This window comes from Xylophilus sp. PBN-3R (genome assembly GCF_057747805.1).
The window spans coordinates 20,737-40,197 of sequence record NZ_CM173225.1 but is presented as its reverse complement, the minus strand read 5'-3'; the positions used below and the strand labels follow the sequence as shown (position 1 = coordinate 40,197).

The following is a 19,461-nucleotide window of genomic DNA, read 5'->3' as shown; positions in this document are numbered from 1 at the left end:
CGTCCTGCTTAGAACTGCAGACCCGCTTCGCGGGCAGCGTCAGCCAGCGCCTTGACGCGGCCGTGGTAGGCGAAACCGGCACGGTCGAAAGCGACCTTTTCAACGCCGGCGGCCTTGGCCTTCTCAGCGATGCGTTTGCCGATGGCTGCAGCAGCGGCGGCATTGCCACCCTTGCCGGAACCGCCGAGTTCCGCACGGACTTCGGCTTCCGCGGTAGAGGCCGAAGCCAGAACCTTGGTGCCGTCGCCGGAGATCACGGTAGCGTAGATGTGCAGGTTGGTGCGGTTCACGCTCAGACGGGCCACGCCCTGGTTCGCGATGCGAATCCGGGTTTGGCGCGAACGACGAAGACGCTGCTCTTTCTTGGTCAAAGACATGCTGCGACTCCTTACTTCTTCTTGGTCTCTTTGATCGTGATCTTTTCATCCGAGTAACGGATGCCCTTGCCCTTGTAAGGCTCGGGAGGACGGATCGCGCGGATTTCCGCAGCAATCTGACCGACGCGTTGGCGGTCGGCGCCCTTGATCACGACTTCAGTCGGGGTGGGGGTGGCCACGGTAATGCCAGCGGGCATTTCCACGTTCACCGGGTGCGAGTAGCCAACAGCCAGGTTCAGCTTGGCGCCTTGGGCAGCAGCCTTGTAACCGACGCCGACCAGGCTCAGCTTCTTTTCGAAGCCCTTGCTGACGCCGAGAACCATGTTGTTGACCAGCTGACGCAGCGTACCGCTCATGGCATTGGCTTCACGCGACTCGTTGGCCGGGGTGAAAGTCAGTTTGCCGTCCTGGTTCACGACCTTGACCAATGCATGCAGAGCCAGCGACAGCGTGCCGCCGGTGCCCTTCACATTGATCTGATCGTCTTTGATCGCGACATCCACGCCTTGCGGGATAGCGACCGGCATTTTTCCTACGCGGGACATTTCGTTTACTCCTCGATGCCCGCTTAGGCGACGTAGCAGAGCACTTCGCCACCGATACCGGTAGCACGTGCCTTGCGATCCGTCATCACGCCTTGCGGGGTGGTGACGATTGCGACGCCCAAGCCGTTCATGACTTGGGGGATGGAATCACGGCCTTTGTACACACGCAGGCCAGGACGGCTGACGCGCTCGATACGCTCGATGACCGGGCGACCGGCGTAGTACTTCAGGGCAATCACGATCTGGGACTTGTTGTCCTCGGTCTTGACTTCGAAGCCGTCGATGTAGCCTTCGTCCTTCAGCACTTGCGTGATGGCAATCTTCACTTTGGAAGAAGGCACCGAGACGGTAGCTTTTGCCACCATCTGCGCATTGCGAATACGGGTCAGCAGATCGGCGATGGGATCACTCATGCTCATGTTGAATCTCTCCTGCCGACTTACCAGCTGGCCTTGGTGATACCGGGAATGTCGCCTGCGAAGGCCAGTTCACGGATCTTGGCGCGAGCCAGGCCGAACTGGCGGAAAGTACCGCGTGGACGACCGGTGATTTCGCAACGATTGCGTTGACGCGTGGGGTTCGCGTTACGCGGGAGCTTTTGCAAGCCGAGGCGTGCAGCCTCGCGCTCGCCGTCGCTCTTCTTGGAATCCGAGGCGATTGCCTTGAGTTCCGTGTACTTGGCAGCGTATTTGGCTGCCAGTTTTTCGCGCTTGAGTTCGCGCTGGATGAGAGCTTGTTTAGCCACAGCTGACCTCAGTTCTTGAACGGGAAGCGGAAGCCAGCGAGAAGCGCCTTGGCTTCTGCGTCGGTCTTGGCCGTCGTGGTGATGCTGATGTTCAGGCCGCGCAGTGCGTCGACCTTGTCATACTCGATCTCAGGGAAAATGATCTGTTCCTTGACACCGATGTTGTAGTTGCCGCGGCCGTCGAAGGCACGACCGGAGATACCACGGAAGTCACGTACACGGGGCAGGGCCACGGTGACGAAACGGTCCAGGAACTCATACATCTGAACGCCACGCAGGGTGACCATGCAGCCGATGGGTTGCTGTTCGCGGATCTTGAAACCGGCGATAGCCTTCTTGGCCTTGGTCACGACGGGCTTCTGGCCGGCGATCTTGGTCAGGTCGGCGACAGCGTTGTCCATGACCTTCTTGTCGGAAACCGCTTCCGACACACCCATGTTCAGGGTGATCTTGGTCAGGCGCGGGACCTGCATCGGCGAGGTGTAGCCGAACTGCTTGATCAGTTCGGGTGCGATTTTTTCGCGGTATTGTTGTTGGAGACGAGCCATGTCGTTAACCCTCAGGCAGCCTGGATTTGTTCACCGCTGGACTTGAAAACGCGAACGCGCTTTCCGTCGGCCAGCAGCTTGATGCCCACGCGATCACCCTTGCCGGTGGCGGCATTGAAGATTGCCACGTTGGACTGGTGAATCGGCATCGACTTCTCGACGATGCCGCCGGTCGTGCCCTTCATGGGGTTTGGCTTGGCGTGCTTCTTGACCACGTTGATGCCTTCGATGACGAGGTGAGCATCATCCGAGCGCAGCGTGACGGTGCCACGCTTGCCCTTGTCACGGCCGGTCAGCACGATGACTTCGTCGCCCTTGCGAATCTTGTTCATGTCGTGTCCTGGAAATTAAAGAACTTCGGGAGCCAGGGACACGATCTTCATGAACTTCTCGGTGCGCAGTTCACGCGTCACCGGTCCGAAGATGCGGGTGCCAATCGGCTCCAGCTTGGCGTTCAGCAGAACGGCGGCATTGCCGTCGAACTTGACGAGCGAACCATCGCCACGGCGGATGCCCTTGGCGGTGCGCACGACCACTGCACTGTAGATCTCGCCTTTTTTGACGCGACCACGAGGAGCAGCTTCTTTGATGCTGACCTTGATGATGTCGCCAACGCTGGCGTAGCGACGCTTCGAGCCGCCGAGCACCTTGATGCACAGCACGGACTTCGCGCCTGTGTTGTCGGCGACTTCCAACCGGGTTTCTGTCTGGATCATTGCAATATTCCCAACTTGTACCGATCAGCCACCCTTGGGGGTCGGCCCCTCGGCATAGCAGTTCAGGTCAGTCTTGGGCCCGTCGTCCACCCCGCAAAACCATTTTGCGGAGCTTCTTATTGGGCAGATATTTCACCTCTAGGAGGCGAAGCCCTCGACTATCGCAAAAAGCAGGCGACCGGTCAAGCGCTCTGGCGGGCAGTTGCGTCGAATTGACGCCACAACACATCGAAGCCCGCCAGGTTGGGTTGGGAAACGCCTTCTTCCAGCAGCAATTGCGCCACCCGGCCGGCCAGCGATCCCGCCGCTGCCGCATCCAGGAAAAGCAGACGGCTGCGGCGTGCCAGTACGTCCTCCACCGTACGCGCGTATTCGTTGCGGACCGCAAACCGCACCATCGCTTCCGACAGGCCCGGGGCCAGCCAGTGATTCGCCCCCGGTAACGATTGCAACAGTGCTGCCTCGCTTCCGTAAAGATGCGGACCGGGCGCATGCCCGATAGACTGCGCGGCCTTGCCATCTGCAGGCGAACCCACCAGCGGCAGGTGATTGGTAGCGCCCGCCTGCCTGGCGGGCAGCAGCCCTTCGTCGGCGCAGTGCTGCAGCACGTCCTCGGCCATGGCGCGGTAGGTGGTCCATTTGCCGCCTGTGACGGTGACCAGTCCGCCCGGACCGCTCATCACCGTGTGTTCACGGCTGATCTTCTTGGTGGCGGCAGCACCACCCTGCTGCGACTGCGGGCGCACAAGCGGGCGCAGCCCCACCCAGGTGCTGCGGACATCGGCGGCCTTGGGCGCACGGCGCAGGTAACGCGCCGACTCGCCCAGGATGAAATCGATTTCGGATTGAAAGGGCTTCGGTTCGGATGCGGTGTCGGTACGGGGTGTATCGGTGGTGCCCAACACCACCTTGCCCAGCCACGGCACGGCGAACAGCACGCGGCCGTCGGCGGTGCGTGGGACCAGCAGTGCATGGGCACCCGGCATGAATTCGGCGTCGACGACAAGGTGCACCCCCTGGCTGGGTGACACCAGGGGCTCGGCAGGCTGCCCGCTGGCAGCGGAGTCCTGGGCGCGCAGCGTATCGACCCAGACACCGGTCGCATTGACGACACAACGTGCACGGATGGTGAACGCCTGCGAGGTCTCGGCATCGCGGCAGACCAGGCCGGAAACCTTGCCGCCGTCATATAGAAGTGTTTCGACCGGGCAATGGTTGACCAGCAGTGCGCCACGGGTCGCTGCAGTGCGTGCCAGTGCCAGCGCCAGGCGGGCGTCGTCGAACTGGCCGTCCCAATACTGCACGCCGCCCTTGAGTCCGGCGGGCGACGCACCCGGCAGACGTTTGAGCGTCTTTTCGCGCCCCATGAGTTCGGTGCGCCCGAGGCCCGAGCGTCCGGCCAGCAGGTCGTACGCAGCCAGCCCCAGACCATAAAAAGGCGCCTCCCACCAACGGTAGGCCGGCATGACAAAAGGCAGGGGTTGCGCCAGATGCGGCGCATTCGACAGCAGAACCGCCCGTTCATGCAGCGCCTCCCGCACCAGGCTCAGGTTGCCCTGCGCCAGGTAACGGACACCGCCGTGCACGAGTTTGGTGGCGCGCGAAGACGAGCCCTTGGCGAAATCGTTCGCCTCGAGCAGCACCACGGAAAAACCCCGCGCGACTGCATCCAGCGCGACACCCAGGCCGGTCGCCCCGCCCCCTACCACGGCCAGGTCGTAGGAACGGTCCTGGGCTAACTGCGCCATGAGGTCGGCGCGAACGGTCGGAAGAGGCGATGGAATGGATGTCATGTGGATGCAGATGGTACGGGGGGTATTTTCAACGGACCTTGCCGTCCTTCCAGGCTTGCAGCAGCTTGTCGTAGGCCACGGTCTCGCCCTTGGGCTTCTCGTTGGCCAGCTTGGCCCACGGTGCGCCGCCGGTCGTGCCCAGCCACTTCGCGTTGTCGCTTTTCGGATTGAGCTTGGGCGCGCAGCGGGCCATGCCGGCACGTTGCAGGCGGGACATCACCTGGTCCATTTCTTCGGCCAGATTGTCCATGGCGAGCTGCGGTGTCTTTTCGCCAGTGACCGCCGTCGCCACGTTCTTCCACCAGAGCTGCGCCAGCTTCGGGTAGTCGGGCACGTTGTTGCCGGTCGGTGTCCACGCCACCCGCGCCGGGCTGCGATAGAACTCGACCAGGCCGCCCAGCTTGGGCGCCGCGTCGGTCATCGCCTTGGAGCGGATGTCGGACTCTCGGATGGGCGTCAGGCCGACCAGCGTCTTCTTGAGCGATGTCGTCTTGGCAGTCACGAACTGTGCGTACAGCCAGGCAGCGGCGACCTTGCTGGGGTCGTGGTCCTTGAAGAAACTCCAGGAACCGACGTCCTGATAGCCGTTCTGCATGCCGGGTTTCCAGTACGGACCATTCGGGCCGGGCGCCATGCGCCACTTGGGTGTGCCATCGGCATTGACCACCGGAAGGCCGGGTTTGGTCATGTCGGCGGTGAACGCGGTGTACCAGAAGATCTGCTGCGCGATGTGGCCCTGGGCCGGCACCGGGCCGGACTCGCCGAAGGTCATGCCCATGGCTTCCTTGGGCGCGTACTTTTTCATCCAGTCGATGTACTTGGTGAGCGCATAGACGGCTGCGGGCGAGTTGGTCGCACCGCCGCGGGACACACTGGCACCGACCGGCGTGCACTTGTCGTCGGCCACGCGGATGCCCCATTCGTCGACCGGCAATCCGTTGGGGATGCCCTTGTCGGCTGCACCGGCCATCGACAGCCAGGCATCGGTGAAACGCCAGCCCAGCGACGGGTCCTTCTTGCCGTAGTCCATGTGGCCGTAGATCGGCTTGCCGTCGATCTGCTTGACATCGTTGCTGAAGAACTCGGCGATATCTTCATAGGCGCTCCAGTTCTGCGGCACGCCTAGCTCATAGCCGTACTTGGCCTTGAACTTGTCCTGCAGGTCCTTGCGGGCGAACAGGTCGGCGCGGAACCAGTACAGGTTGGCGAACTGCTGGTCGGGCAGCTGGTACATCTGACCGTCCGGCGCGGTGGTGAAACTCTTTCCGATGAAGTCGTTGACGTCCAGGCCCGGGTTGGTCCATTCCTTGCCGGCGCCCGCCATGTATTCGGTCAGCGACAGGATCTTGCCGTAGCGGTAGTGGGTGCCGATCAGGTCTGAATCGCTGATCCAGCCGTCATAGATCGACTTGCCCGACTGCATGGAAGTCTGCAGTTTCTCGACCACGTCGCCTTCCTGGATCAGATCGTGGGTCACCTTGATGCCGGTGATTTCGCTGAACGCCTTGGCCAGCGTCTTCGACTCGTATTCGTGGGTGGTCAGGGTCTCGGACACCACCGAGATTTCCTTCACGCCCTTGGCCTGCAGCTTCTTGGCGGCGTCGATGAACCATTTCATCTCGGCGGTCTGCTGGTCCTTGCTCAGCGTAGACGGCTGGAACTCGCTGTCGATCCATTTCTTGGCGTCGGCCTCCCCGGCTCCCGCATGGCCTATCGCCATCGCCGCAGCCATGGCCAGAACCGTGTAGCGCATCTTCATGTCTGTCTCCTGTTGTGATGTCGTGATGTATTGATGACTCGCCCCCTGCGACTTGCTCGAACACAAGCGGTGCCCCGGGGGAGTTCGAGGGCACCGCGTGGCGGTAAAACTCGGGGTCAGCCCTTGCGCATGACAAGCCCCAGCAGCAGCATCGAAGCCACGAAACTGATCCACACGGTGGGCTCTTCCTGCAGGCCGAACCACTGCACCATCTGCCCGCCCATCCCGACCCAGATCAGGTTGACGTAGGCAGCCGCCAGCAGGCCGATGAAAAGCCGGTCGCCACGGGTGGTCGAGATGGGCAGCCAGCCGCGTCGTTCGACCGTTGGCGACTTCAACTCCCACACGGTCATGCCGGCCAGCATCAGCGCGATGCACACGAAGAACACGGCCACGGGTGTGGTCCAGGCCATCCAGTTGAACATGGTGGTTTTTCCTTGAAACGGTGGCGATGTCAGACGCGACCCATCGCGAATCCCTTGGCGATGTAGTGGCGCACGAACCAGATGACGATGGCGCCCGGCACGATGGTCAGCACGCCGGCCGCGGCCAGCGTCGCCCAGTCCATGCCGGAGGCCGAAACGGTGCGGGTCATGGTGGCCACGATCGGCTTGGCATTGACGCTGGTCAGCGTGCGCGCCAGCAGCAGTTCGACCCAGCTAAACATGAAACAGAAGAAGGCCGCCACACCCACGCCGGCCTTGATCAGCGGCAGGAACACGGTGATGAAGAACTTCGGAAACGAATAGCCGTCGATGTAGGCCGTCTCGTCGATCTCGCGCGGGATTCCGCTCATGAAACCTTCCAGGATCCACACCGCCAGCGGCACGTTGAACAGCAGGTGCGCCAGCGCCACCGCGATGTGGGTGTCCATCAGTCCCAGCGTGGTGTACAGCTGGAAGAAGGGCAGCAGAAACACCGCCGGCGGTGTCATGCGGTTGGTCAGCAACCAGAAGAAGACATGCTTGTCGCCCAGGAAGCTGTAGCGTGAAAACGCATAGGCCGCGGGCAGCGCCACCGCCAGCGATACGACCATGTTCATGGCCACGTAGAGCATCGAGTTCAGATAGCCCTGGTACCACGACGGATCGGTCAGGATGGTGTGGTAGTTCGCCCAGGTGAAGTTCGACGGCCACAGCGAGAAGCCGGACAGGATCTCGGTGTTGGTCTTGAAGCTCATGTTGAGCATCCAGTAGATCGGCAGCAGCGCGAACACCAGGTAGGCCACCAGGAAGATGCTGCGTTTGCGGAAACGTCTTTGGTCAGTCATGGCCAGCGTCCTCCGGCTGCGCGGTGCCGACGCGTTGCATCCAGGTGTAGAGGATGAAACACAGCAGCAGGATGATGAAGAAATAGATCAGCGAGAACGCCGCCGCCGGCCCCAGGTCGAACTGCCCGACCGCCTTCTGCGTGAGGTACTGCGACAGGAAGGTGGTGGCATTGCCCGGTCCGCCGCCGGTGAGCACGAAGGGCTCGGTGTAGATCATGAAACTGTCCATGAAACGCAGCAGCACCGCGATCATCAGCACACCGCGCATCTTCGGCAGCTGGATGTAGCGGAACACGGCGAACTTGCTGGCGCCGTCGATCTGCGCGGCCTGGTAGTAGGCGTCGGGTATCGAACGCAGGCCGGCAAAGGCCAGCAGCGCCACCAGCGATGTCCAGTGCCAGACGTCCATCGCCAGCACCGTCAGCCAGGCATCCGTCGCATTGCCGGTGTAGTTGTAGTCGATGCCCAGCGACACCAGCGTGCGGCCCAGCAGGCCGATGTCGGGCCGGCCGAATATCTGCCAGATGGTGCCCACCACGTTCCATGGAATCAGCAGCGAAAGCGCCACCAGCACCAGCACCAGGGACGACTTCCAGCCCTGCGCCGGCATCGACAGCGCCAGGGCGATGCCCAGCGGGATTTCCACCAGCAGCACCGACACCGAAAACACGAGCTGGCGCAGCAGCGCATCGTGCAGTTCGCCGTCGCGCATCACCGCCGCGAACCACTCGGTGCCGACGAAGACGCGGCGTTCGGGCGAGATGATGTCCTGCACCGAATAGTTCACCACCGTCATCAGCGGCAGGATGGCCGAGAAGGCCACGCAGACCAGCACCGGCAGGATCAGGAACCAGGCTTTCTGGTTGACCGGCTTGGTTGTCACGCTCATGCGACAAGCTCCTCGTTTTGATAGAAACAGGTGTGGTCGCCCAGCACCTGCAGGCCGACGGTGTCACCCACCTTCGGCACGTCCTGGCCCATGCCCAGTCGCAGCCTGGCGGGCTGGCCGCCGATGTCCACCGCCACCAACAGGTAGGTGCCGATGTCCTGCACACGCTCGATGCGTGCCGTCACCGCGCCCGGGCTGCCTACCGGCACCAGCCGCAGGTATTCGGGCCGGATGCCGACCGTCACCGCACCTGCCGGCAGGCTGCCCTGGCCAGGCCGCGAGAGGCTCTGCGCGCCCAGCCGCAGGCCGTTCCGGCCGTCCGACTCCGCCGACAGGAAGTTCATGCCCGGCGAGCCGATGAAGTGCCCGACGAAGGTGTGTTGCGGCCTTTCGAACAACGCTTCGGCCGAGCCGACCTGCACGGCCCGGCCCCGGGTCATCACCACCACCTCTTCGGCAAAGGTCAGCGCCTCCACCTGGTCGTGGGTGACATAGACCAGCGTCAGTTTCAGCTCCTGGTGAATCTGCTTGAGCTTGCGGCGCAGCTGCCATTTCAGGTGCGGATCGATCACCGTCAGCGGCTCGTCGAACAACACCGCCGACACATCCGGCCGCACCAGCCCACGGCCCAGCGAGATCTTCTGCTTCGCGTCCGCTGCCAGGTTGGCGGCGCGCTGGTCCAGTTGGCCGCTCAGGTCTAGCATCTCGGCGATGCGGCCGACACGTTCCTTGATCTGGGCCGCCGCGACCTTGCGGTTGCGCAGCGGGAACGCCAGGTTCTGGGCCACGGTCATGGTGTCGTAGATGACCGGGAACTGGAACACCTGGGCGATGTTGCGTTGCTGCGGCGTGGCGTCTGTCACGTCACGGCCGTCGAACATCACCGTGCCCTGCGAAGGCGTCACCAGCCCCGAGATGATGTTCAGCATGGTGGTCTTGCCGCAGCCCGAGGGCCCGAGCAGCGCATAGGCGCCGCCGTCGCGGAAGGTCATCTTCAGCGGCAGCAGCGCGTAGTCACTGTCCTGCTGCGGATCGGCGCGGTAGGCGTGCGCCAGGTCGAGGTCGATGCGTGCCATCTGTTCGTGCCTCAGAGGTAGGAGATTCGTTCGGGCGCCGACAGCAGTGCGCCGCCGGCATCGAACAGATAGACGTGGGCCGGATGCAGGTACAGCGTCAGCGACGCGCCCAGCGCGAAGTGGTGCACGCCGGTGAACTGCGCCACCATTTCGCCGGCGGGCGTGGATATGTGGACGTAGGTGTCGGAACCTGAGATTTCGGTCAGCTCGACGACACCCGGCAAGGCCAGGTCGCCAGGCCTTGCGGTGGTGCGCAGGGCGGCCGCCCGGACCCCCAGGGTCAGCGAACCACCGGATTGCCTCATCGCTGGCGGCAAGGGCAGTTGCAGGCCGCCCGACAGCTGGAGCATGCCGCTCGCGGAATGGCCGGCCAGCAGGTTCATCGGCGGATCGCTGAAGGCCCGCGCCACCCGCAGCGAGGCGGGTGCGTGGAACACTTCTGCGGTGGGACCGTACTGCAGCACCTCGCCCTTTTCCATCACCGCGGTATAGCCGCCCAGCAGCAATGCCTCGGCCGGCTCGGTGGTGGCATAGACCACCGTCGATTCACCGGCTGCGAACAGTTGCGACAGCTCTTCGCGCAGGCCCTCGCGCAGCTTGTAGTCGAGGTTGACCAGTGGTTCGTCCAGCAGCATCAGCGGTGCACCCTTGGCCAGCGCCCGGGCGAGCGCCACACGCTGTTGCTGGCCGCCCGAAAGCTCGGCCGGATAACGGTCTAGGAATGCGCCGATGTGCAGCTTTTCGGCCAGCGCCTTCACCCGTTCTGCAATGTTGCGGTCGCCGCGCAGCTTGAGCGGCGATGCGATGTTGTCGAAAACCTTCAACGACGGGTAGTTGATGAACTGCTGGTAGACCATCGACACGTTACGTTCGCGCACCGGCACACCGGTCACGTCCTTGCCGTCGACCCGCACCCGGCCGGTGGTCGGGGTGTCCAGCCCGGCCATCAGGCGCATGAGGCTGGTCTTGCCGGCCTGGGTCACGCCCAGCAGCACGGTGACGGCATCGGGTTGCAGCGCCAGATCGATGTCACGCAGCCAGGTTTCCGCGCCTACCGTCTTGCCGACTTTTTCCAGCGTCAATCTCATGACGCCCTTTCGTTACTGTTCAGATGCTTTCATTTTTGTTCTTTTCTGATCGCCAATCGCTGGTACTTACCCGGATCTCTTTCGTTTTTGTTCGTTTTACAGTGCGGATCAACTTTGCGAACATTGCTCTTTTTCTTTTGCCAGCATTCGCGTCCGTTTTGAACACCAACCCACGACAACTGAAACTACTGGCCGCCGTGCGGGCCCGCGGCTCCATGACGGTCGAAACCCTCGCCGAGATGCTGGGCGTCACCCTGCAGACCGTGCGCCGCGACGTGCAGCGGCTGGCCGACGCCGGATCGCTGGCGCGTTTCCACGGCGGTGTGCGCATTGCCCAGTCGACCACCGAGAACCTGGGCCACCGGCAACGCGCGGTGCTGAATGCCGAGGGCAAGGCGCGCATCGCCCGTGCCGTGGCACGCCGTGTACCCAACGACTGCTCGCTGATGCTCAACATCGGCACCACCACCGAAGCCATAGCGCGCGAGCTGCTGCAGCACAAGGGACTGCGGGTCATCACCAACAACCTCAACGTGGCGACCATCCTGAGCGAAAGCCCCGGCTGCGAGGTGATCGTGGCCGGCGGCGTGGTGCGGCCGCGCGACCTGGGCATCGTCGGCGAGGCGGCGGTCGACTTCATCGCGCAGTTCAAGGTCGACATCGCGCTGATCGGCATTTCCGGCATCGAGGTCGACGGCACGCTGCGCGACTTCGACTACCGCGAGGTGAAGGTGGCGCAAACCATCATCCGGCACTCGCGCGAGGTGTGGCTGGCCGCCGACGCCAGCAAGTTCAACCGCCACGCCATGGTCGAGGCGGCCACGCTGCCGCAGATCCAGCGCCTGTTCACCGACCGGATGCCGCCCGAGCCCTTTCCCGTCCTGCTGGCCGAAGCCGGCGTGCAGCTCGACGTCGCCACGGACTGACCTCTTTTCCTTTCACGCCATGACCTACCTTCTTGCGCTCGACCAGGGCACCTCCAGCTCCCGCAGCATCGTTTTCGACGAACGCGGCCGCATCGTGGCGCAAGCCCAGCGCGAACTGCCGCAGTGCTATCCGCGGCCAGGCTGGGTCGAACACGATCCGCGGCAGATCTGGCAGACCCAGCTGGACACCGCACGCGAAGTGCTGAAAACCGCCGGCATCGAGGCTTCGGCCATCCGCAGCATCGGCATCACCAACCAGCGCGAAACCACCGTGGTGTGGGACCGCAAGACCGGCGAACCGGTGCACCACGCGATCGTCTGGCAGGACCGGCGGGCCGAACCCGAATGCGCCCGGCTGCGCGACGAAGGCTGGGAGGCGCGTGTGCAGAAGAAGACCGGACTGCGCATCGACGCGTATTTCTCGGGCACCAAACTCAAGTGGATCCTCGACAACGTGCCGGACGCCCGGGCTCGCGCAGAGCGCGGCGAACTGGCTTTCGGCACCGTGGACAGCTGGCTGATCTGGCAGCTGACCGGCGGCGCGGTGCATGTGACCGACGTTACCAATGCATCACGCACCATGCTGTTCAACGTGCATGAAAACGCCTGGGACGCCGAGCTGCTCCAGGCCCTCGACATACCGCCGAAGATGATGCCGAAGGTGTTGCCGTCGGCCGCCGATTTCGGCACCACGCTGCCCGATCTGCTGGGCAGCCCGGTGCGTATCGGCGGCGTCGCGGGTGACCAGCAGTCCGCCACTTTCGGCCAGGCCTGCTTCAGCGAAGGCATGGCCAAGAACACCTACGGCACCGGTTGTTTCATGCTCATGCATACCGGCAAACGTTTCCAGACCTCGCAGAACGGACTGGTCACCACCAGCGCCGCACAAGCCGGCACACAACCCGAATTCGCGCTGGAAGGCAGTGTGTTCGTCGGCGGCGCTGTGGTGCAGTGGATGCGCGACGGCCTGCGCGCCATCGGCACCAGCGGCGAGGTCGAGGCCCTGGCCAACAGCGTGCCCGACGCCGGCGGCGTGGTGCTGGTGCCGGCCTTCACCGGCCTGGGCGCGCCTTATTGGCAACCCGACGCGCGCGGCACGCTCACCGGCCTGACTCGCGGCACCACCATGGCCCACATCGCCCGCGCGGCGCTGGAAAGCATCGCATTCCAGAGCGCTGCATTGCTCATCGCGATGCAGCGTGATGCGGCTGCCGCGGGCGTTGCGCCGATGCGCGAGTTACGGGTCGATGGCGGTGCATGCGTCAACGACCTGCTGATGCAGTTCCAGGCCGACCTGCTGGGTATTCCGGTCGTGAGGCCGGCGGTCATCGAAACCACTGCGCTGGGCGCTGCCTATCTGGCTGGACTGTCGTCGGGCGTATTCGCCGGCACCGACGAGTTGTCGGCGCTGTGGCAAGCCGAACGACGGTTCGAGCCCGCCATCGACCGGTCTCAGGCGGACGAACGAATGCAACAGTGGGAACACGCCGTCAGGCAGACCACGGCTGGTTGAAAATCCCGGGCATGAACGACATCCGAGAAATTCCCGTACTTGATCTTCCCGTGGCCTTCATCGGCGGCGGCAACATGGCCAGCGCCATCATCGGCGGGCTGATCCGCCAGGGCCTGGACGCCACCCGCATCGAAGTGGTCGAACCCTTCGAAGAAGCCCGCGCCCGACTGGCACAACAGTTCGCCATCACCGCACAGGCCGAGGCTGGCCCATTCCTGTCGCGCGCCGCCGTGGTGGTGTGGGCTGTCAAACCCCAGACCTTCCGCGAGGCCGCCGCAGCCGTCGCGCCGCATGCCCCCAAGGCCTTGCACCTGAGCGTGGCCGCCGGCATTCCCACTGAAAGCATCGCCCGCTGGCTGGACACCGGCCGTGTCGTGCGCGCCATGCCCAATACCCCGGCACTGGTCGGCCAGGGCATGACCGGACTGTTCGCCCGAACGGAGGTCAACGAGGCCGACCGCGAACTCATCACAACCATGCTGCGCCCGACCGGCCGCACGCTGTGGGTGAACGCCGAGCAGCAGCTCGACGCGGTCACGGCCCTGTCGGGCTCCGGCCCGGCTTACGTCTTCTATTTCCTGGAGTCGATGGTCAAGGCCGGACTCGAAATGGGGTTGTCTGCAGGGCAGGCGCGTGAACTGTCCATCGCCACCTTCCAGGGCGCCTCGCACCTGGCGGCGGCATCCGCCGATCCGCTCGAAGAAATGCGCCAGCGCGTCACGTCCAAGGGTGGCACCACCTACGCGGCACTGACGGCCATGGAAAGCGCGGGCATGAAGGACAGTTTCGTATCAGCCCTCCACGCCGCCGAGAAACGCGCCCATGAACTGGGCGAGGAATTCGGTCGCTGATCCGTAGCGTCGACCCGGCCTGCACCTAGCGCAGGCAATACCCCAGCACCACCCCGGCGAACACCGTGGCGCCCAGCCAGTGGTTCAGCCGGAAGGCCTTGAAGCAGCCTTCACGGCTGCGGTCGCGGATCAGCCGCCAGTGCCACAGCGCCTGGCCTGCCGCGGCCGCCATCGCCAGCCAGAACGGCCAGCCCAGGCCCGCATCCTCGAGGGCGACGATCTGCAGCACGATGGCCACGGCGTAGAAGCCCATCACCGCCGCCACATCGAAACGGCCGAGTGTGATGGCGGACGTCTTCATGCCGATCTTCAGGTCGTCGTCGCGGTCGACCATCGCGTATTCGGTGTCGTAGGCCAGCACCCAGCACAGGTTGGCGATCACCAGCAGCACGGCCACCATCGGCACCCGCGCCTGGATGGCGGTGAACGCCATGGGGATGCCGAAACTGAAAGCGACGCCCAGCACTGCCTGCGGCATCGACACCCAGCGTTTGGCGTAGGGATAGAACAGCGTGACGGCCAGCGCACCGAAGGACCACATGACAGTCAGAGTGTTGGTGGTCAGCACCAATCCGAAGGCCAGCACGGCCAGCACCGCGCCGAACACCAGCGCCTCGCGTGTGCTGACGGCGCCGCTGGTCACCGGCCGGTTGGCGGTGCGTTTGACATGCCGGTCGAAGTCACGGTCCGCCACGTCGTTCACACAGCAACCCGCACTGCGCATCAGCACCGTGCCGGCGATGAAGACCAGCAGCAGATGCCAGCCCGGGAAACCGTCAGCCGCTACCCACAAGGCCACCAGCGTGGGCCACAGCAGCAGCAGCCATCCGGCCGGCCGGTTCCAGCGGATCAGGTCGAGATAGAGGGACAGGCGGGACGGTCGGCCAGCAGACATGAAAAACCCGAGACGAAAAAAACTGAGCGGCCATTGTGCCGCTCCGTTTTTCGGAAATCGCCTGATCAGTCCTCGAGCAGCGAACGCAGCATCCACGCCGTCTGGTCGTGCACCGTGCAGCGTGCCGTCAGCATGTCGGCCGTCGGCGCATCGTTGGCCGCCTCGGCCACCGCGATGAAGCTGCGCGCGATACGCGAAACCGTCTCGTGGCCCTGTACCAGGATGGCGACCATCTGCATCGCCTTGGGCGGCTGTGCGGGCACATCGGGCACGGTGGCGATCTTGCTGAATTCGGCGTAAGAGCCCGGCGCATAGTGGCCCAGCGACCGGATGCGTTCGGCGATCACGTCGGTCGAATTCCACAGTTCGGTGTACTGGTCCATGAACATGGCGTGCAGCGAATTGAAGTGCGGGCCGGTGACGTTCCAGTGGAAATTGTGGGTGGTCAGGTACAGCGTGTAGGTGTCAGCCAGCACCCGCGACAGGCCTTCGGCGATGGAGGCGCGGTCAGCGTCGGCGATGCCGATGTTGATGACCGGCGCCCGTGCGCTGCCGGACGAGGGCGCGACAGACAAACCGCCCTTGTTGGGCACCTTGCCGACCGAAGGTGTGGCAGCCACGACGGGTGCGCTGAGTTTCTTGACGTTCTTGGACTTGGTGGCCATGTCGAATCTCCCGATGACGATGAATGCAATGACGAAGGGTTCTGGACCCACGCTGGCAGGCACTTTACCGAGCCTTGCCGTGGTCGCCAACAGCCAGGAACTATGCCTGCGATTGGTGACTCAAGACAGCCGCGTCACGCCTGGAAGCTCGCATGCATAGATCGCGTTGCGCAGCGCGGCGATGGCTTCGTAGCGGGTAAAACTCCGGCGCCAGGCCAGGGACACCCGCCGCGTCGGCGGCACACCGGAAAACGGGATGTAGCGCACATGGGGCGCGTCGTCGTCGGCGCGGCGCTTGGCCGACTTGGGCGCGAATGCCGTCTTGGGCACCGACAGGCGCGGAACCAGGGTTACGCCCATGCCGGCCGCCACCATGTGTTTGATGGTCTCCAGCGACGATCCCTCGAAGCTCTTGCGGATGCCTTCGGCGTTGCTGGAGAAACGCGCGAATTCGGGGCAGACCTCCAGCACGTGGTCACGGAAACAGTGACCCGTGCCCAGCAGCAGCATGGTCTCGCCCTTCATTTCCTCGGCAGTGACGCTTTCGCGGTTGGCCATGTGGTGGGTGCTGGGCACCGCGGCCCAGAAGGGCTCGTCGTACAGCGCGGCGGTAGCCAGGCCGGTATCGGGAAAGGGCTCGGCCACGATGGCGCAGTCGATCTCGCCGGTGCGCAGCATCTCGAGCAGCTTGACGGTGAAGTTTTCCTGCAGCATCAGCGGCATCTGCGGTGTGCGGCTGAGCGACTGGCGCACCAAGTCGGGCAGCAGGTAGGGCCCGATGGTGTAGATGATGCCCAGCGTCAGCGCGCCGGCCAGCGGGTCCTTGCCGCGCTTGGCAATTTCCTTGATGCCGGCGGCCTGTTCCAGCACGCCCTGTGCCTGTCGCACGATTTCTTCGCCGAGCGAGGTCACGGCGACCTCGTTGGCGCTGCGCTCGAAGAGTTTGACTTCGAGTTCATCCTCGAGTTTTCGGATGGCGACCGACAGCGTGGGCTGCGAAACGTAGCAGGCTTCCGCGGCCTTGCCGAAGTGCTTTTCGCGGGCCACGGCAACGATGTATTTGAGTTCGGTGAGCGTCATGGTTGGCGCGGATCATACGCAGGCCCCACCGCCGATGTAACCGCCGCGGGTCGTCAATCCAGGCGATGGGTGTCGTCTGCGGCCTGCGGCGGCGTCTTGATGGCGATGGCCTTGAACCGGCCGGAAGTGGCCATCGAACCCGCATGCGCCGTGCCCTTGGGGATGATGATCAGGTCGCCCGGGCCGATGTCCTGCTGCTTGTCGCCCAGCCAGAACTTGCCGCTGCCCTCGATGATGTATTGCACTTCGTCGGCATCGCGGTGGTAGTGCTTGAAGATGTTGCCGGCCTGCACACCGACGGTGGCGCCGGGCTTGCTGACATAGGTGCGGGAACGGAAGTCCATGTCCGCACGGGAAGGGCCGATCTCGGCATCGGTCATCTGGCCCAGGTGGATGATGGCGGGCACCAGCGGCACGTCGGCCTGAGCCTCGGCGGCCGGCATCCAGCGGGCGCTGAACAGGCCGGCGGCAAAGGCGGTTGCCACGGCCGCCACGAGGGGAAGATGTCGAGTTTTCATGGGTCTGTCTCTGGGTTGTGATGTTTTGGAATCCCGGGCGGATTATGAAGATGCGGGCGCGGTTCAGGCCTTGAGGTATTCGGCCTTGGTACCCAGCCAACGGGCCATGTGGCGAGCCGCCAGCGCCGGGTCGTGGTGCAGCATCTTCGGCGCCAGGTCCCTTGCCCATTCCAGCAGGTCGGAGTCTTCTTCAAGGTCGGCAAAACGCAGCAGCGCGGCGCCCGACTGGCGGGCTCCCAGGAACTCGCCCGGCCCGCGGATCTCAAGGTCGCGGCGGGCGATTTCGAAACCATCCGACGTCTCGGCCATGGCGCGCAGTCGCTCGCGTGCCGACTCGCTGACCCGGCCGCCTTCGTTGGGCGCATACAGCAGCACGCAGGCCGATGCCGCAGCGCCGCGCCCGACCCGCCCGCGCAGCTGGTGCAGTTGCGACAGGCCGAAACGCTCGGCATGCTCTATCACCATCAGCGAGGCATTGGGCACGTCCACACCCACCTCGATGACGGTGGTGCTGACCAGCACGCCCATGCGCCCGGCGGTGAACTCGGCCATCACCGCCTTCTTGTCGGCCGGCGGCATGCGCGAATGCAGCAGGCCGATCACGGTCCCGGGCAGGGCTTCCTGCAGGTCGGCGTGGGTCTGGGTTGCGTTGACCAGGTCGACCGCCTCGCTTTCCTCGATCAGGGGGCAGACCCAGTAGACCTGCCGGCCCTGGGCCAGCTGGGACGAGATTCGTGCCACGACTTCGTCACGCCGGCTGTCGGCCACCAGCTTGGTGACGACCGGCGTGCGGCCGGGTGGCAGTTCGTCGAGCGTCGAAACGTCCAGGTCGGCGTAATAACTCATGGCCAGGGTGCGTGGAATCGGCGTGGCGGTCATCATCAGCAGATGCGGCTCGCGGGGCGCGCCACCCAGATCTCCACCCGCCTTTTCGCGCAGCGCCAGGCGTTGCGCGACACCGAAACGATGCTGTTCGTCGATCACCGCCAGCGCCAGGCTGCTGAACACCACCGGCCCCTGGATGACCGCGTGGGTGCCCACCACCAGCGCCGCTTCGCCGCTGGCGACCAGCGCCAGGGCGGCGGTCCGGTCTTTTTTCTTCTGCCCGCCGGTCAGCCATGCGACCTGCTTGCCGCGCGCCGTCAGCAAGGGCTGCAGCCAGCCGACCAGCTTCTCGAAATGCTGGGACGCCAGGATCTCGGTCGGCGCCATCAAAGCGCACTGGTGGCCGGCCTCGATGCAGATGCAGGCCGCCAATGCGGCGACCACCGTCTTGCCCGCACCGACGTCGCCCTGCAACAGGCGGTGCATCGGGTTGGCATGGCCGTCGTCGGTGGGCACGGCCATGTCGGCGGCGATCTCTTCGACCACCCGGCGCTGTGCCTGGGTAAGGTCGAAAGGCAGGGCGGCGAGCAATCGGGACGGCAGCGCGTCGGCCGTCGTCGGTGCTTCGAGACGTGGCGCGCGCAGGCCGTCGCGGGCGCGCCGGGCTTCGAGTTGCGACAGCTGCTGCGCCAGCAGTTCTTCGGCTTTCAGGCGGCGCCAGGCCGGATGGCTGCGGTCTTCGAGCGTAGCCAGCGCCACGTCGGCGGTGGGATGGTGGAGGAACCACAGCGCGTCGGCCAGCGTCCACGGCGGCGTGTACGGGCCGGCGCCGTGCGGATAGGGATCGGCACGGCGCGGGAGTGTCTCCGAAAGATCGGCCCGCTGCAGGCCCGACTGCACCGCGCGCCTGACATACGCCTGCGGCAACTGCGCGCTGGCCGGGTACACCGGCGTCAGGGCCTCGGGCAGCGGTGCATCGACCGAGGTGAAGTGCGGATGCAGCATGGTGCGGCCGATGAAACCGCCGCGCACCTCGCCCCGCACCCGCACCGTGTTGCCTTCGGCCAGCGATTTCTGGTGCGACGGATAGAAGGTGAAGAAACGCAGCTCGAGCGTGTCGCTGCCATCGTCGATCAGCACCTTCAGCTGGCGCCGGCCCTGCAGCAGCACATCGCAGTGCACCACCGTGCCCTGCACCTGGGCGGTGTCGCCGTTGCGGGTGTCGGCGATGCGCAGGATGCGGGTCTCGTCCTCATAACGCAGCGGCAGATGGAGGGCCAGGTCGATGTCGCGCACCAGTCCCAGCTTGCGCAGCGCCAGCTGGGCCGGGCTGAGCGTCTTGCGTGCGGGAGCGGTGGAAACGGACATGGGAGAATTCTGCC

At 64.6% G+C, this 19,461-nt stretch carries 22 protein-coding genes; 3 read left to right on the top strand and 19 right to left on the bottom strand.

Annotated features, from left to right (window positions below):
• Positions 1-8: 8 nt before the first annotated feature.
• The 14 genes from rplR to AC3ANW_RS00145 all read right to left on the bottom strand — a co-directional run bounded on the left by rplR (position 9) and on the right by AC3ANW_RS00145 (position 10,806).
• The gene (rplR, locus tag AC3ANW_RS00210; RefSeq protein ID WP_488343199.1) at positions 9-377 is read right to left on the bottom strand and encodes a 50S ribosomal protein L18; all 369 of its coding nucleotides are present in this window, start codon (positions 375-377) and stop codon (positions 9-11) included.
• Positions 378-388: 11 nt separating this feature from the next.
• Positions 389-922 (bottom strand): 50S ribosomal protein L6, encoded by a 534-nt coding sequence (gene rplF, locus AC3ANW_RS00205; protein ID WP_488343198.1) that lies wholly within the window; start codon positions 920-922, stop codon positions 389-391.
• Between the two features lie 23 nt (positions 923-945).
• Positions 946-1,341, bottom strand: coding sequence for a 30S ribosomal protein S8 (gene rpsH / locus AC3ANW_RS00200; RefSeq protein WP_488343197.1), 396 nt, complete (start codon positions 1,339-1,341; stop codon positions 946-948).
• A gap of 20 nt (positions 1,342-1,361) precedes the next feature.
• Entirely contained in the window at positions 1,362-1,667 is a 306-nt protein-coding gene (gene rpsN / locus AC3ANW_RS00195) for a 30S ribosomal protein S14 (protein WP_488343196.1), read from the bottom strand.
• 8 nt (positions 1,668-1,675) lie between these two features.
• Positions 1,676-2,215 carry a 50S ribosomal protein L5 gene (gene rplE / locus AC3ANW_RS00190; RefSeq protein WP_488343195.1) on the bottom strand — a complete coding sequence of 180 codons (540 nt, stop codon included), beginning with the start codon at positions 2,213-2,215 and terminating at the stop codon, positions 1,676-1,678.
• An 11-nt stretch (positions 2,216-2,226) separates the two neighbouring features.
• The gene (rplX, locus tag AC3ANW_RS00185; protein ID WP_488343194.1) at positions 2,227-2,547 is read right to left on the bottom strand and encodes a 50S ribosomal protein L24; all 321 of its coding nucleotides are present in this window, start codon (positions 2,545-2,547) and stop codon (positions 2,227-2,229) included.
• A gap of 15 nt (positions 2,548-2,562) precedes the next feature.
• On the bottom strand, positions 2,563-2,931 hold the full coding sequence (gene rplN / locus AC3ANW_RS00180; RefSeq protein ID WP_488343193.1) for a 50S ribosomal protein L14: 369 nt from the start codon (positions 2,929-2,931) through the stop codon (positions 2,563-2,565).
• A gap of 182 nt (positions 2,932-3,113) precedes the next feature.
• Entirely contained in the window at positions 3,114-4,724 is a 1,611-nt protein-coding gene (locus AC3ANW_RS00175) for a glycerol-3-phosphate dehydrogenase/oxidase (protein WP_488343192.1), read from the bottom strand.
• A gap of 28 nt (positions 4,725-4,752) precedes the next feature.
• Positions 4,753-6,483 carry an ABC transporter substrate-binding protein gene (locus AC3ANW_RS00170; protein ID WP_488343191.1) on the bottom strand — a complete coding sequence of 577 codons (1,731 nt, stop codon included), beginning with the start codon at positions 6,481-6,483 and terminating at the stop codon, positions 4,753-4,755.
• Between the two features lie 116 nt (positions 6,484-6,599).
• A complete protein-coding gene (locus AC3ANW_RS00165; protein WP_488343190.1) occupies positions 6,600-6,908 on the bottom strand; it encodes a DUF2160 domain-containing protein in 309 nt (102 codons plus the stop codon).
• A gap of 29 nt (positions 6,909-6,937) precedes the next feature.
• Entirely contained in the window at positions 6,938-7,753 is an 816-nt protein-coding gene (locus tag AC3ANW_RS00160) for a carbohydrate ABC transporter permease (RefSeq protein ID WP_488343189.1), read from the bottom strand.
• Positions 7,746-8,642, bottom strand: a complete 897-nt coding sequence (locus tag AC3ANW_RS00155) for a carbohydrate ABC transporter permease (RefSeq protein ID WP_488343188.1) — start codon at positions 8,640-8,642, stop codon at positions 7,746-7,748. Before AC3ANW_RS00155 ends, AC3ANW_RS00160 begins: the two co-directional genes overlap by 8 nt.
• A complete protein-coding gene (locus tag AC3ANW_RS00150) occupies positions 8,639-9,718 on the bottom strand; it encodes an ABC transporter ATP-binding protein (RefSeq protein ID WP_488343187.1) in 1,080 nt (359 codons plus the stop codon). Before AC3ANW_RS00150 ends, AC3ANW_RS00155 begins: the two co-directional genes overlap by 4 nt.
• Before the next feature lie 11 nt (positions 9,719-9,729).
• Complete coding sequence (locus AC3ANW_RS00145; RefSeq protein ID WP_488343186.1) at positions 9,730-10,806, bottom strand: ABC transporter ATP-binding protein; 1,077 nt, start codon at positions 10,804-10,806, stop codon at positions 9,730-9,732.
• Positions 10,807-10,964: 158 nt separating this feature from the next.
• On the opposite strand from AC3ANW_RS00145, the gene AC3ANW_RS00140 reads away from it, so the two are divergent.
• The 3 genes from AC3ANW_RS00140 to proC are packed head-to-tail and all read left to right on the top strand — an operon-like array spanning position 10,965 to position 14,096.
• The gene (locus AC3ANW_RS00140; RefSeq protein WP_488343185.1) at positions 10,965-11,732 is read left to right on the top strand and encodes a DeoR/GlpR family DNA-binding transcription regulator; all 768 of its coding nucleotides are present in this window, start codon (positions 10,965-10,967) and stop codon (positions 11,730-11,732) included.
• A gap of 19 nt (positions 11,733-11,751) precedes the next feature.
• Positions 11,752-13,245, top strand: a complete 1,494-nt coding sequence (gene glpK, locus AC3ANW_RS00135; protein WP_488343184.1) for a glycerol kinase GlpK — start codon at positions 11,752-11,754, stop codon at positions 13,243-13,245.
• An 11-nt stretch (positions 13,246-13,256) separates the two neighbouring features.
• A complete protein-coding gene (gene proC / locus AC3ANW_RS00130; protein ID WP_488343183.1) occupies positions 13,257-14,096 on the top strand; it encodes a pyrroline-5-carboxylate reductase in 840 nt (279 codons plus the stop codon).
• A 25-nt stretch (positions 14,097-14,121) separates the two neighbouring features.
• On the opposite strand, the gene ubiA is transcribed toward proC, so the two are convergent.
• From ubiA to recG, 5 genes are all read right to left on the bottom strand, one after another.
• Positions 14,122-14,991, bottom strand: coding sequence for a 4-hydroxybenzoate octaprenyltransferase (ubiA, locus tag AC3ANW_RS00125; protein WP_488343182.1), 870 nt, complete (start codon positions 14,989-14,991; stop codon positions 14,122-14,124).
• A gap of 65 nt (positions 14,992-15,056) precedes the next feature.
• The gene (locus AC3ANW_RS00120) at positions 15,057-15,656 is read right to left on the bottom strand and encodes a Dps family protein (RefSeq protein WP_488343181.1); all 600 of its coding nucleotides are present in this window, start codon (positions 15,654-15,656) and stop codon (positions 15,057-15,059) included.
• Positions 15,657-15,776: 120 nt separating this feature from the next.
• Entirely contained in the window at positions 15,777-16,736 is a 960-nt protein-coding gene (locus tag AC3ANW_RS00115) for a LysR substrate-binding domain-containing protein (RefSeq protein WP_488343180.1), read from the bottom strand.
• 53 nt (positions 16,737-16,789) lie between these two features.
• Complete coding sequence (locus tag AC3ANW_RS00110; RefSeq protein WP_488343179.1) at positions 16,790-17,254, bottom strand: cupin domain-containing protein; 465 nt, start codon at positions 17,252-17,254, stop codon at positions 16,790-16,792.
• 63 nt (positions 17,255-17,317) lie between these two features.
• A complete protein-coding gene (recG, locus tag AC3ANW_RS00105) occupies positions 17,318-19,447 on the bottom strand; it encodes an ATP-dependent DNA helicase RecG (RefSeq protein ID WP_488343178.1) in 2,130 nt (709 codons plus the stop codon).
• Positions 19,448-19,461: the final 14 nt, after the last annotated feature.

Bases quoted from the DNA above. Each gene is read 5' to 3' on its own strand.
- AC3ANW_RS00115 (WP_488343180.1), bottom strand. From the start codon at position 16,736: ATGACGCTCACCGAACTCAAATACATCGTTGCCGTGGCCCGCGAAAAG.
- AC3ANW_RS00145 (WP_488343186.1), bottom strand. From the start codon at position 10,806: ATGAGATTGACGCTGGAAAAAGTCGGCAAGACGGTAGGCGCGGAAACC.
- AC3ANW_RS00120 (WP_488343181.1), bottom strand. From the start codon at position 15,656: ATGGCCACCAAGTCCAAGAACGTCAAGAAACTCAGCGCACCCGTCGTG.
- rplF (WP_488343198.1), bottom strand. From the start codon at position 922: ATGTCCCGCGTAGGAAAAATGCCGGTCGCTATCCCGCAAGGCGTGGAT.
- glpK (WP_488343184.1), top strand. From the start codon at position 11,752: ATGACCTACCTTCTTGCGCTCGACCAGGGCACCTCCAGCTCCCGCAGC.
- rplE (WP_488343195.1), bottom strand. From the start codon at position 2,215: ATGGCTCGTCTCCAACAACAATACCGCGAAAAAATCGCACCCGAACTG.
- AC3ANW_RS00110 (WP_488343179.1), bottom strand. From the start codon at position 17,254: ATGAAAACTCGACATCTTCCCCTCGTGGCGGCCGTGGCAACCGCCTTT.
- ubiA (WP_488343182.1), bottom strand. From the start codon at position 14,991: ATGTCTGCTGGCCGACCGTCCCGCCTGTCCCTCTATCTCGACCTGATC.
- AC3ANW_RS00155 (WP_488343188.1), bottom strand. From the start codon at position 8,642: ATGAGCGTGACAACCAAGCCGGTCAACCAGAAAGCCTGGTTCCTGATC.
- AC3ANW_RS00160 (WP_488343189.1), bottom strand. From the start codon at position 7,753: ATGACTGACCAAAGACGTTTCCGCAAACGCAGCATCTTCCTGGTGGCC.
- rplR (WP_488343199.1), bottom strand. From the start codon at position 377: ATGTCTTTGACCAAGAAAGAGCAGCGTCTTCGTCGTTCGCGCCAAACC.
- rpsH (WP_488343197.1), bottom strand. From the start codon at position 1,341: ATGAGCATGAGTGATCCCATCGCCGATCTGCTGACCCGTATTCGCAAT.
- rplX (WP_488343194.1), bottom strand. From the start codon at position 2,547: ATGAACAAGATTCGCAAGGGCGACGAAGTCATCGTGCTGACCGGCCGT.
- AC3ANW_RS00150 (WP_488343187.1), bottom strand. From the start codon at position 9,718: ATGGCACGCATCGACCTCGACCTGGCGCACGCCTACCGCGCCGATCCG.
- rplN (WP_488343193.1), bottom strand. From the start codon at position 2,931: ATGATCCAGACAGAAACCCGGTTGGAAGTCGCCGACAACACAGGCGCG.
- proC (WP_488343183.1), top strand. From the start codon at position 13,257: ATGAACGACATCCGAGAAATTCCCGTACTTGATCTTCCCGTGGCCTTC.
- AC3ANW_RS00170 (WP_488343191.1), bottom strand. From the start codon at position 6,483: ATGAAGATGCGCTACACGGTTCTGGCCATGGCTGCGGCGATGGCGATA.
- AC3ANW_RS00165 (WP_488343190.1), bottom strand. From the start codon at position 6,908: ATGTTCAACTGGATGGCCTGGACCACACCCGTGGCCGTGTTCTTCGTG.
- AC3ANW_RS00175 (WP_488343192.1), bottom strand. From the start codon at position 4,724: ATGACATCCATTCCATCGCCTCTTCCGACCGTTCGCGCCGACCTCATG.
- recG (WP_488343178.1), bottom strand. From the start codon at position 19,447: ATGTCCGTTTCCACCGCTCCCGCACGCAAGACGCTCAGCCCGGCCCAG.